The organism is Parageobacillus thermoglucosidasius, from assembly GCF_001295365.1.
GTDB lineage: Bacteria > Bacillota > Bacilli > Bacillales > Anoxybacillaceae > Parageobacillus > Parageobacillus thermoglucosidasius.
Window position 1 is genome coordinate 1,442,412 of the sequence record NZ_CP012712.1, and the last position, 13,112, is coordinate 1,455,523.

Annotated in this window: 18 protein-coding genes; 5 read left to right on the forward strand and 13 right to left on the reverse strand. The window is 45.1% G+C overall.

Translation table 11 applies throughout. The annotated features are described in order from the left end of the window. Nucleotides 1-266: 266 nt before the first annotated feature. From AOT13_RS07115 to AOT13_RS07140, 7 genes are all read right to left on the reverse strand, one after another. Nucleotides 267-758, reverse strand: a complete 492-nt coding sequence (locus AOT13_RS07115) for a YajQ family cyclic di-GMP-binding protein (RefSeq protein WP_042383624.1) — start codon at nucleotides 756-758, stop codon at nucleotides 267-269. Between the two features lie 331 nt (nucleotides 759-1,089). Further along, the gene (locus AOT13_RS07125) at nucleotides 1,090-1,506 is read right to left on the reverse strand and encodes a ferritin-like domain-containing protein (protein WP_376699835.1); all 417 of its coding nucleotides are present in this window, start codon (nucleotides 1,504-1,506) and stop codon (nucleotides 1,090-1,092) included. A 312-nt stretch (nucleotides 1,507-1,818) separates the two neighbouring features. Then, entirely contained in the window at nucleotides 1,819-1,950 is a 132-nt protein-coding gene (locus AOT13_RS19450; protein WP_013401478.1) for a DUF3941 domain-containing protein, read from the reverse strand. A gap of 58 nt (nucleotides 1,951-2,008) precedes the next feature. Next, nucleotides 2,009-2,872: a DegV family protein gene (locus tag AOT13_RS07130; protein WP_003252419.1), complete on the reverse strand. Its 864-nt coding sequence runs from the start codon at nucleotides 2,870-2,872 to the stop codon at nucleotides 2,009-2,011. A 117-nt stretch (nucleotides 2,873-2,989) separates the two neighbouring features. Beyond that, nucleotides 2,990-3,190, reverse strand: a complete 201-nt coding sequence (locus AOT13_RS07135) for a DUF3813 domain-containing protein (protein ID WP_013401477.1) — start codon at nucleotides 3,188-3,190, stop codon at nucleotides 2,990-2,992. Nucleotides 3,191-3,192: 2 nt separating this feature from the next. Next, a complete protein-coding gene (locus tag AOT13_RS20435) occupies nucleotides 3,193-3,345 on the reverse strand; it encodes a hypothetical protein (protein WP_013401476.1) in 153 nt (50 codons plus the stop codon). Between the two features lie 88 nt (nucleotides 3,346-3,433). Beyond that, nucleotides 3,434-4,240 carry a Cof-type HAD-IIB family hydrolase gene (locus AOT13_RS07140; protein WP_003252417.1) on the reverse strand — a complete coding sequence of 269 codons (807 nt, stop codon included), beginning with the start codon at nucleotides 4,238-4,240 and terminating at the stop codon, nucleotides 3,434-3,436. A 133-nt stretch (nucleotides 4,241-4,373) separates the two neighbouring features. On the opposite strand from AOT13_RS07140, the gene AOT13_RS07145 reads away from it, so the two are divergent. Continuing rightward, entirely contained in the window at nucleotides 4,374-5,141 is a 768-nt protein-coding gene (locus AOT13_RS07145; RefSeq protein ID WP_003252414.1) for an alpha/beta fold hydrolase, read from the forward strand. Between the two features lie 70 nt (nucleotides 5,142-5,211). On the opposite strand, the gene AOT13_RS07150 is transcribed toward AOT13_RS07145, so the two are convergent. The 5 genes from AOT13_RS07150 to AOT13_RS07170 all read right to left on the reverse strand — a co-directional run bounded on the left by AOT13_RS07150 (nucleotide 5,212) and on the right by AOT13_RS07170 (nucleotide 7,983). Continuing rightward, nucleotides 5,212-5,511: a metal-sulfur cluster assembly factor gene (locus AOT13_RS07150; protein ID WP_003252412.1), complete on the reverse strand. Its 300-nt coding sequence runs from the start codon at nucleotides 5,509-5,511 to the stop codon at nucleotides 5,212-5,214. Nucleotides 5,512-5,529: 18 nt separating this feature from the next. Next, the gene (locus AOT13_RS07155) at nucleotides 5,530-6,771 is read right to left on the reverse strand and encodes a hypothetical protein (protein WP_042383621.1); all 1,242 of its coding nucleotides are present in this window, start codon (nucleotides 6,769-6,771) and stop codon (nucleotides 5,530-5,532) included. A 5-nt stretch (nucleotides 6,772-6,776) separates the two neighbouring features. Continuing rightward, nucleotides 6,777-6,986, reverse strand: a complete 210-nt coding sequence (locus AOT13_RS07160; RefSeq protein WP_013401473.1) for a DUF2249 domain-containing protein — start codon at nucleotides 6,984-6,986, stop codon at nucleotides 6,777-6,779. A 5-nt stretch (nucleotides 6,987-6,991) separates the two neighbouring features. Then, entirely contained in the window at nucleotides 6,992-7,225 is a 234-nt protein-coding gene (locus tag AOT13_RS07165) for a DUF2249 domain-containing protein (protein WP_003252406.1), read from the reverse strand. A 65-nt stretch (nucleotides 7,226-7,290) separates the two neighbouring features. Beyond that, a complete protein-coding gene (locus AOT13_RS07170; RefSeq protein ID WP_003252404.1) occupies nucleotides 7,291-7,983 on the reverse strand; it encodes a Crp/Fnr family transcriptional regulator in 693 nt (230 codons plus the stop codon). 233 nt (nucleotides 7,984-8,216) lie between these two features. On the opposite strand from AOT13_RS07170, the gene AOT13_RS07175 reads away from it, so the two are divergent. Continuing rightward, nucleotides 8,217-10,580, forward strand: coding sequence for a nitric-oxide reductase large subunit (locus AOT13_RS07175; protein ID WP_042383619.1), 2,364 nt, complete (start codon nucleotides 8,217-8,219; stop codon nucleotides 10,578-10,580). A 13-nt stretch (nucleotides 10,581-10,593) separates the two neighbouring features. Here the strand turns inward: AOT13_RS07175 and AOT13_RS07180 are convergent, their stop codons facing one another. Next, nucleotides 10,594-10,785 (reverse strand): hypothetical protein, encoded by a 192-nt coding sequence (locus AOT13_RS07180; protein ID WP_013401471.1) that lies wholly within the window; start codon nucleotides 10,783-10,785, stop codon nucleotides 10,594-10,596. 129 nt (nucleotides 10,786-10,914) lie between these two features. Here AOT13_RS07180 and AOT13_RS07185 point away from each other — a divergent pair, with 129 nt between their 5' ends. The 3 genes from AOT13_RS07185 to AOT13_RS07195 all read left to right on the forward strand — a co-directional run bounded on the left by AOT13_RS07185 (nucleotide 10,915) and on the right by AOT13_RS07195 (nucleotide 13,028). Next, a complete protein-coding gene (locus tag AOT13_RS07185; protein ID WP_013401470.1) occupies nucleotides 10,915-11,148 on the forward strand; it encodes a DUF2249 domain-containing protein in 234 nt (77 codons plus the stop codon). Between the two features lie 100 nt (nucleotides 11,149-11,248). After that, the gene (locus AOT13_RS07190) at nucleotides 11,249-11,836 is read left to right on the forward strand and encodes a molybdenum cofactor guanylyltransferase (RefSeq protein WP_232511576.1); all 588 of its coding nucleotides are present in this window, start codon (nucleotides 11,249-11,251) and stop codon (nucleotides 11,834-11,836) included. Nucleotides 11,837-11,906: 70 nt separating this feature from the next. Further along, nucleotides 11,907-13,028, forward strand: coding sequence for a TIGR04053 family radical SAM/SPASM domain-containing protein (locus tag AOT13_RS07195; protein WP_042383614.1), 1,122 nt, complete (start codon nucleotides 11,907-11,909; stop codon nucleotides 13,026-13,028). Nucleotides 13,029-13,112: the final 84 nt, after the last annotated feature.

Below are 13,112 nucleotides of genomic sequence, written 5' to 3' on the forward strand. Positions count from 1 at the left end.
TTCACTAAGCGTGATTGGAATTAATGACTAAGCAGCAGTGGCATTCTTCTTCGCCGATATGATGAAATCGCAGTGCCTCGCATCGCCTTCTTCCATTCCCAGCATGCCTCTTAACTTGCCTTTGGCTGCAAAAATATACTTTATGGCTTGGAAAAATACCGGATTCTTTCTTTGGCGGAATCCGCTTCTTAAACATTAATGCAAAAAAGCGGGAAAGCGCATGAAAAAAAGATGTTACGGGCGCTTCGTACCCGCAACATCTTTTTTTATCGGTAGTTGACAAATTGCACATCAATCGGCAAATCCGCTTCGCGAATCGCGGCGATGACCTTTTGCAAGTCGTCTTTGCTTTTGCCGCTGACACGGATTTGATCGTCCTGTACTTGGCTTTTCACTTTCAGGCCGGTGTTTTTTATAATCGTGTTGATTTTTTTCGCATTTTCTTTGTCAATGCCTTGCACGAGCTTGGCGCGCTGCCGCACCGTGCCCCCGGAAGCAGGCTCGATTTTGCCGTATTGAATGTTTTTCGTCGGCACGCCCCGTCTAATGAGCTTGCCAATCAGCACATCTTTAAGCTGTTCCAATTTAAATTCATCGTCGGAAATAAGAATGAGCTCGTCTTTTTCTAAGGAAATGTTGCTTTTGCTGCCTTTAAAGTCGTAGCGGTTTTTAATTTCTTTCAGCGTGATGTTGATCGCGTTAGCCACTTCCGACAAGTCCACTTTCGATACAATATCAAAGGAATTTTCTTTTGACATACATAACCTCCAGCGCGTTTCGTTATTTAGTTTCATTATAGTAAAAGGAAACAGCGGAAACAACAGGCAAAGTGGCGTTAGCGGCAAGCAAAGAACAGAAAGGTGGGGGAGAGGAGGGGCGAATTTGGCAAAAGAAAAGGGTGAACGCAAACCGCTATACCTTCGAGAAGCTGCATGAAAACGGGGCGAGCATGGAGACAAAGAAGCGGAACATAATATCCGCTGGCATGGAAGTGCCAAAAGTCCAATAACTGCAGAAATAAGCGGAAAGCAGATGCCGATGTTTCAAAATAGAACGTTTTTGGATTGGTAAAGATGGAAAAACAGCGATTTACCGTTGTTTTTGTTTTGCAAAAAAGTATAAGAACCAAACTGCGTGATTTTGTTCATCTGCGGCTGCCCGGCGAAATGCCTCTTTTATATATTGATTACTTGTTTCCGCTGCGATATCTAGATAAAAATCGACTGTTTTTTGTTCATCTTGTAAGGCAAATTCTAATCCTTCTAAATACGCATCCGGGCATGCTTCCATCATTTTTGGTTGCGGCTGTCGTCCAGTTAGACTTGCATAAATCCGGGCAAACTGTTGAAAATGCCGCATTTCATCTTGTCTAATTTCAAGAATTTGTTTTCTTTCCTTTTCCGTCAGAGCCAAATTAGCTAAATTTGCATAACACTGTATCGCACTGTACTCTCCGTTAATGGCTCTTTCAATGTCATTCAACAATTTTTTGGATTGCCTATACATCACGTTGTAGCTGCTAAAAAAAGGATACACTATATAGCCCTCCCCATTTGGTCTATGATATTTTACAGAAAAATATAGAATGTGGTGCAAGTCTATATATTTTCAACCACCTTGTGGAGGGCTTTGGTTATCATAAGTGGCAAGAAGCTTCGGCAAAGCGCAAGCGTGCTATCTCATGGGGAGAAGGGGGAAGAAGGATATAAAATAAGCCCCCACCTGCAAGCATGTTGGCTGGCAAGCGGGGGCGTTCCGTTAAGTATGCTGTTGCCATTTTCCCTTTTAATCAAGGGAAGTTATCCGCATAGTGCAAGTTTACAAATGATCGGTCTTCTTCGAATACGCAAATTTCCCCGCTTCGCGGTTTTTTTCGCGAAGCATGTTTTTTTCATGATGTTTCGCGTTGTTGTCGCGCGCTTTTTTGTCATTGTCGCTCGTATGTGACATATTGGCGTGCACTCCTTATCCACAGTGTACGCCATTAGTATGCGTGGAAAAGAAAAACTTATACTTCAATGTATTTATTTAAGAAAAAGAGCGCCAATGTTCCCGGTCCGGCGTGGGCGCCGATTGCGCCGCCGATGTCGCAAATAAAGAAGCGCGAGCAGCCGTATGTTTTTTCAATAAGCTGCTTTAATTCCAGCGCAGCCTCTTCATCGTCGCCGTGGCTGATGCCGATTACTTGTTTTTGCAGATCATCGCCGCGTTCGCCCATGATTTCAACCATGCGCTTTAACACTTTTTTGCGGCCGCGTAATTTCTCAAGAGGAATGAGCTTGCCGTCTTCGACATGGAGAAGCGGCTTAATGTTCAAAAGGCCGCCAACCATCGCCGATGCTTTGCTGATTCGCCCGCCGCGCGCCAAGTACTCCAGATTATCAACCGTAAAAATATGTTCCATGTGATGGCAATAGGAGGCAATCGTCTCACATAGCAAATGGTAAGGCATGCCTTTTTCGGCTAGCTCCGCTGCTTTTGCCACTGCCAGTCCTTGACCGAGCGAAGCGCATTTAGAATCGATAATCGTCAGCTGAAATTCGGGATATTCCTCAAGCAATTCGCTGCGGATGGCCATTGCGGTTTGATATGTACCCGACAGCTGTGAAGAAAACGCGATATATAAGCAAGGGCGGTTTTCTTTCGCATATTGCGTAAACAGCTCTTTCATTTTCAGCGGATTTGCTTGTGCGGTTTTCACGATTTGCCCGTTGCGCATCGCATCGTATACTTGTTTTGGTTCGATGGTGACGAAGTCTTCAAATTCTTTGCCGTTGAAATGGACAAGAAGCGGCAGGAATGCGATATTATGCTTCTGAACATAAGAATATGGAAGATCACAGCCGCTATCGGTAATAATTTGAATTGACACTGTATCCACCTCTTATAAAGTTAAGATAAGAACATATTTTAGTGTAGCGATGATAAAGGGAAAAGAAAAGACAAATTTTCTGCCACATAAAAAGGTTGCGGACAAGCGCCGCAACCGTTATGGAGTGAATTGATCAAGTTCTGCTTGAAATTGACGCAGCTGCGCTTTTTCCGCCGTATTGGAATGCGCGTAGGCCGAAGATAAAGCGTTTTTCGCGATAGCGATGGCGCGGTCTAGCTCTATATCCGCTTGGCCGCTTGCCGCTTGTTTCACCTGCAACACTGCTTTGCGTGCTTCCTGAAACAATCGGTTTCCCATCGTTATTCGCCTCCAAGCGATGTTTCCACCGCTTTTTGCACCTTGCGTGTTTCCGCTTCGGCGTACGTCATATGGTAAGGGATTCGTTCATCATGTTTTTCTACCGCATCGACGCTTTGTTGGATGAAGCGTTTCGATTTGTTCCGTTTGCCCAAGACGTATTCCCCCTTTGAAAAGGTAAAGACGCGGCGTTGCGTCATGAATAGTGTAACCGGATAAAGGGAATGGTAATAAGGCAATTCGTTACAGCTTTAACAGCGATTTTAAATATACGCCGATGCCGTCTTCTTCATTCGTTGCCGTTATATCATCGGCGATTTGTTTGAGCGGCTCAATGGCGTTGCCCATGGCGATGCCATAACCTGCCCATTCGATCATTTCTAAATCGTTATCTTCATCCCCAAACGCAATAACCCGCTCTTTCGGAATATGAAAATAATCGGCGATCTGTTTGAGACCAAACGCTTTATGGACGCCGTTGCGGATAATTTCAATCATATGCCAAGGCTCATTCCAGCGCCGGTGATGCAATATGTTCGCATGGACGTCAGATAAGTATGATTGTATTTGTTCAATATGCTGCCGGTCTGTATGAATAAGAATGCTCGTCGGATCGTCTTTTAATACATAGCGCAAATCGCCGATTTGGATGGTTGGATTGCCAAGGCGAACAATATCGAGCAGCACTTCATCATGTTCGTGAAAGTATACATTGTCCACCACTTCCGCTAAAATATTTTTGATGGAATACGTTTCACTTACTTCGATAATGTCTTTGACGGCATCAAGCGGAAGCGGGGAATGGCGGATCCCCCATGAACGGTCCGCCGGATGATGGACGAACGCTCCGTTAAAGTTGACAATTGGCGTCGTGAGACCAAGTTCTTCATAGTACATTTTACTGGCACGGTAAGGTCTTCCCGTGGCGATCACGACAAGATGCCCTTCTTCTTTGGCGCGCAAAATGATTTCTTTTGTAAATGGGGAAATCGTTTTGTCATCTTTTAATAACGTACCGTCTAAATCTAATGCAATTAAATGTCGCTCCATAATGACTCCTTTACTTTTGTTTTTTTTAAAAGTATAAACGATCCTCTGCTTTTTATCATCATTAGTGTAACTCTTTTCTAAAATTTTTGTCTATATGTTACACTATTAGAAAAAAGAAGGAGTTTCGGTGATGATGGTCATTATTGAAAAAGAAATAGTTGCCCAAGTGCCTGTACTGCATGTCGTTAAACAGGAAAAAAAAGAGGGACGATTGCCGTTCATTTTGTTTATTCATGGATTTACCAGCGCGAAAGAGCATAATTTGCATTTTGCGTATTTGCTTGCTGAAGCAGGATACCGCGTCGTGATGCCGGATGCGCTTTATCATGGGGAACGCGGCACGTCTTTATCCGGGCATGAGTTGCAGTTAAAGTTTTGGCATGTCGTCCGGCAGATGATTGCGGAAGTGAAATGGATCAAAGAAGAGATGGAACAGCGCCGCTTGATTGACCCGGATCGCGTCGGGATTGCTGGAACATCGATGGGGGGAATCGTCACATTTGGTTCGCTTGCTGTGTATCCGTGGATTAAAGCAGCTGTTTCGCTTATGGGCTGTCCCGCTTATGAAATGTTTTTTGACGAATTAGTCAAAACGGCAAAGAAAACGGGGGTTGCTATTCCGCTGTCCGATGAGCAATTGAAGCAGGAAAAAGCACAGTTAGTGAAATACGATCTTTCCAAACAGCCGGAGAAATTAGCGGGCCGCCCGCTCCTTATTTGGCACAGCGAGTGCGACCAAGTAGTGCCTTATGCTTATACATATGAGTTTTATGAACAAATAAAACCACTTTATCAAGGGAAGGAAAAAAGTTTAAAATTTATTTCCGACGCTACGGCAGGGCATAAAGTGACAAGGGAAGCGCTGTTGGAGACGGTAAAGTGGTTTACGGCGCATGTGTAGAAAAAGCGGCTATGCCAGGCAAAAGTATAGCCGCTGTGCATTGTCGGGAGATAAAAGCAGATGAAAATGATCAAAAATGTCCTAATTGCCGCAGCGCTTCTTCGCTCATCCGCTCCGGCGTCCACGGCGGGTTCCATGTCACATCGACTTTGACATCACGGATACCGTCGATCTGTTCAAGCGCGCGCTTAACACCGCCGACGATAGAATCGTGAAGCGGGCATCCCGGCGTCGTCAGCGTCATTAAAATATATATGTTGCCATCGCTGATTTGCAAATCATAAATTAATCCTAAATCAACGACATTGATTCCCAATTCTGGGTCCAAAACTGTTCGAAGCTGTTGAAGCACTAATTCGCGAATATCCATGAGCATTGCCCCCTTATTTTATTTCCGCAAGACCGAAATAATCGTGCCGGCAAAGAGAAGAGAAAACAATGTCATCGCGCCTTGAGCGATATAAAACAACGGCAAGCTGGAGATGGCCAGCGCGATGGTGACGCCGGCCGCGCTGACGATAAACAACGCGCATTGAACGGTGGTCCAATTCTCATTCATCATTTGCTTTAATGTCGGCACATTTTCCTTGCCGATTTTTTTGCTGTAGCGGTGCGTCCACCATAAAAACGGAACAATTTTATATAAATAACCGATGATGCTTAACATAATCCAGCCAAGCAGATAACTGTAAACCACGATGGCGATGTGGCGATCGTCGCCAACATACGACAAGACCAACGCCGCTCCGTGCAGAATGAGAGCGGCTGCAATGGCGAAAAGAGCAAACTGGAACGGGCGGTCAAGCCTTTTTTTCATCCGTTTTCGTAACATCAACGATATATGATAAACAAATAGGGCGAATGCGATAAATAAAAGACCGGCTCCGGCGGCAAATGTTGCTTGGCTATTTTGCAAAAAGCTCACAAACGTTACTGCCAGTCCGGTGACATAGGTGACATACACATAGCGTGCCGGTTTCATCGAAAATCCGTGCGCGAGGGCAAACATTGGCACCATTTTATAGGAAAAGCCGATAATCAGCAAAGGAAACCAGCCGAATACGCCAAATAGGATATGTGTCTTCAAAGCTAAGAGATGATCCATCGTTTGTGTGCCGCTCCAAAAATGGAAGACAAGCGTCAATCCAAACAAAATGGTTACTAATAAACAAACAAGTGCCGTGCTGACAAACAATGTCATTATATTTTTGTTCGCTTGTTTTCGCAATGTCATTGCCATTTGCAAAAGAAAAAGCACGATACCGAGCACAAGCAGCAGCCCTGGGAAAAGGGCGGCGCGTGCATGAAACGCTAAGCTAGCGGAAAATAACATCATCCCCGCGGCGGTGATGAAAAATTGCGCAAACCCCAGCCGTTCGCTCCAAATTGGCGTCAAAAATGCGACAGGAACAAGCTGATACATTGCTCCCATTGCAACCATCAGCGCGAAGCCGAGTATTGCCAAATGAGCCGCCGTCCAGACGCTCGGCAGGCGGAATGCTCCGTTGATCATGGCTAATCCGGCAGTGAGCGTGATCGCTTGCGATGCGGCAAATGTGATGGCACCAAACACGATAAATAAAAGCGGAAGGCGAATATTTGTTTCATATGCTGTATTCGTTGGAATCATGCTCGTCATCCTTTTGTAATCGTAATTTGGAAGCTTCCGTCTTCCCGCTCGATGGTTTCGTGTTTATAGCCGAGTTCATCAAGCTGTTCGTATAAAAACATCGGGCGGCGGTCGTTAATGATCGTCAATGTTTCTCCGGGCTGGAGTTTTGCAAGCGCGGCTAATGTCCGCATCATCGGCTGCGGCGGCTCTAGTCCGCGATGATCAAGAATCATCATTCTCACCCCTGTTTGATGAACGTAACTTTCCAGTGCTTTTTCTCAATCTGCTCCGCTTCATACGTAAACCCTTTTGCTTTCATAATCGGAAACAGCGGGATTGGTTTAAACGGCGCATGCAAAATAAACATGTCTCCTGATTGAAGCGGTTTAATCGCGTTCATAATTTTTTCAAATGGTTCAATTTTTTTCTGTAAATCTTCACGAACATCTAATTCGACGATCGTCCCCACCATGCTCCCTCCTTTTTTTTATATGATAGTAATTTTCATTTTCAAATGTTGTGATTTATATCACAAGATCAGAAAAAAATTTCTTTTTTCAATCCTTCCGCATCGATCAAATAAAATCCGTCTTTATCGACATCTATCAGCCCTTTTCGTTTTAATTGGCTTAGCGTTCGGCTCACCGTTTCCCGCGAGGTGCCGATCATGTTGGCAAGCTCTCGATTCGTCACATGTGCAGTCAAACGGTAAAACTTTCCTTGGCGCACCGCGTTTGTTTTCGTTAAGCGCAAAAGCAGCATGATGATTTGTTCATACGTATTATGAAGAATTTGTTCTTCCAAGCGATTTTGCAAATCAACGATTTTTTCGCCCATGACGCGGAATAGCTTGATGCATAATCCCGGATAGCAAATTAACGTTTTTTCAAAATCGTCTATTGAAATCGCGATGAGCGTCGCTTCTTCGAGGACTTCCGCATGTGCGGGATATGTGCCTTTAAGGAAAAAACCGGCGTGCGGAAACATTTCCCCTGTCTGCAAAATCGAAACAATTTGTTCTTTTCCGTTCATATCCGTTTTGTAAATTTTGATCGTTCCGGAATGGATGAAATAGACGCGCTCTAACGGATCTCCTTGCATAAACACAAACGTCCGCGGTTTATAAACGCGCACATGGGAGATCGATACGAGCGATTCCAGTTCATGATCGGATAACTCGCGGAAAAGCGGAACATTTTTCAACCGTTCTTTCATCCAGCCATTCGTCATTTTTTCATCTCCTTCTGTAATTTTGACAAAAATGTGACTTTTGCCAATGGGAATTCCTTTTGCCAAAAATAAAGGGGCTGCAAGGCTTTCCGCTATTTCTATACTACCATTTTATGAGTTTCTTCATATACGAGCTGTGACATAAATCATAATATGCGTTTGCCATGACTCACTTTTTTTTATTTTTGTGGCGCTACAATGAGGGAGAAGCAAAGATAGGAGGGTGATCATGGATGGAGGTTAATCGGTCCGTTCGTCCGTCTTTCCGTCCCGAACGGCGGACACAAAATAGTTTCCTTAAATCAATATTAATTTTTACGATTTTAATCAGTTTTACCGTTCTGCTTGTCGGCGGGTATTGGATTTTTAAAGAAATGGCGCCGCGCCCGAAAGAAGTGCGGAGCGAAAGCGGCGACGTGTTGATGACAAAAGAAACGATTATCGGCGGGCAGGCAGTGTTTCAAAAATATGGCCTGATGGATTATGGCACTGTACTTGGTCATGGCTCTTACATGGGGCCGGATTATACAGCAGAGGCATTAAAGATTTACACGGAAGGAATGCAAGATTATAAAGCAAAAGACCGATATGGGAAACCATTTTCGCAACTAGCAAAAGAGGAAAAAACGATCATACGTGATGAAGTAATAAAAGAAATGCGGAAAAACCGCTACAATCCGGCGACCGATGTGCTCGTGTTAACAGACGCGCAAGTATATGGTCTGGAAAAAGTCCGTGACTATTACCGCCGTGTATTTACAAGCGGTGATGGCTGGGGTTTGCAAAAAGGGCTGATTAAAGAGTCAGATATGCCAAAAGCGCACCGCGCCTGGGTAGCGGATAGCGATCAAATTCAGCAAATTGCCGATTTCTTCTTCTGGACCGCTTGGTTATCAAGCACTCCAAGAATCGGTGACCATATAACCTATACAAACAACTGGCCATATTATGAAGCTGCTGGAAATACGATGTCGTTTTCCGCCATATGGTGGAGCGGAGCAAGCGTAACCATCTTAATTTTATTCATCGGGATGATTTTGTTCTTCTTCTACCGCTATCAATTAAGCATGCAAGAAGCGTATAAAGAAGGGCAATTCCCGGTGATTGATTTGCACAAGCAGCCTTTGACTTCTTCGCAAGTGAAGTCAGGAAAATATTTTGCAATTGTTGCTGTGCTGTTTTTCATTCAATCGATGTTCGGCGCGCTGCTTGCCCATTATTACGTGGAACCAGACCGTTTCTTTGGCATTAAATGGATTCATGATTTGTTGCCATTTAACATTGCGAAAAGCTACCATTTGCAGTTAGCAATTTTTTGGATTGCGACATCATGGCTTGGCATGGGGATTTTTATCGCGCCGCTTGTCGGCGGGCATGAGCCGAAAAAACAAGGGATTTTCGTTGACATTTTGTTCTGGGCGCTCGTTGTGCTTGTCGGCGGCAGCATGATCGGCCAATGGCTCGGCGTGAACGGATATTTAGGAAACAGCTGGTTCTTGCTTGGCCATCAAGGCTGGGAATACATTGAGCTTGGCCGCATTTGGCAAATCATCTTGGTAGCAGGCATGCTCATTTGGCTGTTTATCGTCTTTCGCGGCATTAAGAGCGGCTTAAAGCAGGAGAGAGACAAAGGCGGATTGATTCACTTATTGTTCTACTCGGCGATTGCGGTGCCGTTCTTTTACATCTTTGCGTTCTTTATGAAGCCGGACACGAATTTTACGATGGCCGATTACTGGCGCTGGTGGATTATCCATTTGTGGGTAGAAGGAATTTTTGAAGTGTTTGCCGTTGTTGTGATCGGCTTTTTGTTAGTGCAAATGAAACTTGTCACAAAATCTTCTACAGTGAGGGCATTATATTTCCAATTTACGATTTTGCTTGGCAGCGGGGTTATTGGAATAGGCCACCACTATTATTACAACGGTTCAGCGGAAATATGGATTGCGCTTGGGGCCGTCTTCTCGGCGCTTGAAGTCATTCCGCTCACATTGCTTATTTTAGAAGCATATGAGCAATATAAAATGATGCGCGACGGCGGCGTCCACTTTCCTTATAAATCGACGTTTTGGTTTTTGATTTCTACAGCGGTCTGGAACTTAGTCGGCGCCGGTGTGCTTGGGTTCCTCATCAACTTGCCAGCCGTAAGTTATTTCGAACACGGCCAGTTTTTAACGCCGGCTCACGGCCATGGGGCGATGATGGGAGTATACGGCATGTTCGGCATCGCGGTATTGCTGTATTCGTTGCGCAATATCGTCAAGCCGGAAGCATGGAACGATAAATGGTTAAAATTCGCATGCTGGATGCTCAATCTCGGGCTTGCAGGGATGATTGCGGTGACGCTGCTGCCAATCGGCATTCTGCAAATGAAAGAAGCGTTTGAACATGGCTATTGGGCATCGCGTTCTCCAGACTTTTTACAACAGGATGTTGTCCAAACGCTGCTCACGCTCCGTGCTGTCCCGGATACGATTTTCTTAATTGGGGTCATTGTGCTGATGGCGTTTAGCGTCAAATCGCTATTTCATTTGCGCAAACCGACACATGGCGAGGAAGAAGCGCTTCCGGTCGTTGATTTCACCAAAGAAGAATAAAATAAAAAAAGAATCACGGCGATTTGCGCTGTGATTCTTTTATCCTTATATGATAACGCTTTCTGTTTTGCTCATTGTCATTTTCTTCGTAACAGGAAAAACAATACAACGTTTCTTTTTCGTCGCTAATGACGCCATTTAAAAATCCTTGTAAACAATGTATCGGTTTGCCGCACTGCGAACAAAAGCCAACAAGCTCTTCCAACCGCCATTTCTCCTTTCCTAAACGATTGAAAATGATGATTCGTAAGTTGTGATGCATATCACTACGACAAACGGCAAAAGCGGCTATGATGTGTATATAATTTATTATACTATAAAGGAGGCAACAATTATGAGTCAATTTGCCGCAAAAATTCATGCGCCTGATTATGAACCGCGAGAAAGACATCCTGCGATCTTTCGCTTGTTCGATAGCTTAAAGCCGGGTGAAGTGATGGAGTTAACAAACGATCATGATCCGCGCCCGCTGCATTATCAGTTTATGATGGAACGCCCAGATCAATTTACTTGGGAGTATTTAGAAGAAGGGCCGGAAATTTGGCGTGTCGCAATCGGTAAAAAATAAATAAGATGTTCGGAAAAGGTTCCCGAAAATGGCGGGAATCTTTTCTTTTCATTGCCTTCGTGATACAGTGAAACAGAGAATGGGAGAAAGGGGACAGGCGGTGAAAGGAATGATCGGGGTTGTTCTTGCGGGCGGGCAGTCGCGGCGTTTTGGCAGCCCGAAAGCGTTTGCCAAGTTGAATGGAACATATTTTTTCGAAATTGCTGTTGAAACGTTGCGCGCAGTGGCAGAAGATATTTATATTGTTAGCCATCCTTCCCTGTTGGACCGTTTCCGGCAAAAAACGGCGGAAAAAGTGATTACGGACGATGAACGGTATCGTGGCCAAGGGCCGCTGGCGGGAATTTATACGGTGATGAAAAAAAGCGAAGCGGAATGGATATTTGTGCTTCCGTGCGATATGCCGTTTATGCGGCCGGAAACAGCAGTAAAGCTTGCCAAATACGCGGACGAGAAGTTTGATGCGGTGATATGCGCGCATTTTGGGCGCATCCAGCCGTTAGTCGGCATGTATCACCGGCGGACATTTACGCACATCGAAACGTTGTTGCAGACAAAGGACAATCGGATGAAGTCGCTGCTTGATCATTGCCATATCCGCTATGTGACAGAGCAAGATTTTTGGGAAAATGAGATCGTATTTTGCAATGTGAATACACCGGATGAGTGTGACAATATTGTGACATAAATGGCTTGGTGATGTATGTCACATGTGCCTCCTCCCCTCTGCAGTACAATGAAAACAAGGAGGGGATATAGTGAGGGACTTTAACGAAAATCCGTTTATTGTGATTTGGGAATTAACGAGGGCATGCCAGTTAAAATGTCTTCATTGCCGGGCCGAGGCACAATACCATCGCGATCCGCGCGAATTGACATTCGAAGAAGGGAAAAGGTTAATTGATGATATATATGAGATGGATCAGCCGCTTCTCGTGTTTACCGGCGGGGATCCGCTCATGCGTCCGGATGTATTTGAGCTTGCGAAATATGCGATTGACAAAGGTTTGCGCGTCTCGATGACGCCAAGCGCAACGCCAAACGTGACGAAAGAGGCGATTCGCAAGGCGAAGGAAATCGGTCTTTCCCGCTGGGCGTTTAGTTTGGACGGGCCAAACGCGGAAATTCACGACCGTTTCCGGGGGATGCCTGGTTCCTTTGATTTAACGATCAAAGCGATTGAATATTTGCATGAACTGGATATTCCGGTGCAAATTAACACCGTTATTTCCCGGTACAATGTTCATGCCCTTGATGAGATGGCAAAGCTGGTGGAAAAACTAAAATGTGTGCTTTGGAGCGTCTTTTTCCTTGTGCCGACCGGGAGGGGAAAAGAATCGGACATGATTTCCCCGGCAGAGCATGAAAAAGTGTTTCGCTGGCTTTATGAAACGAGCAAGCGCGTCCCGTTTGACATAAAAACAACAGCAGGGCAGCATTACCGCCGTGTTGTTTTACAGGCGAAAATGCGGGAACATCAAATCACCGGTGACGGCATCCGCTATGAAGATGTACTGATGAAAGGGCTGACCGGTCAAGTCGATGGGCTTGGCCGCGCGCCAAAAGGAGTCAATGACGGCAACGGATTTGTTTTTATTTCCCATATCGGGGATGTTTATCCGAGCGGGCTGCTTCCGGTCAAAGCCGGAAACGTCCGGGAAACGCCGCTCGCGGAAATTTACCGGAATTCGCCGGTTTTCCAAGACTTGCGCAACCCTGATAAATACAAAGGAAAATGCGGCGTATGCGAATTCCGCTACATTTGCGGCGGTTCGCGCTCGCGGGCGTATGCTGTCACGGGCGATTATTTAGAAAGCGAACCGTATTGCATATACATTCCAAAAGCATTGCGGAAAAAGAAAAAACAGCCATTTTCGTGAAACTGGTTCTCAAACAGGAGAACCAGTTTTTTATGTTTTGTTTCATCATGTGATTTTTAACAAATATGTGACACCGCGAGAATT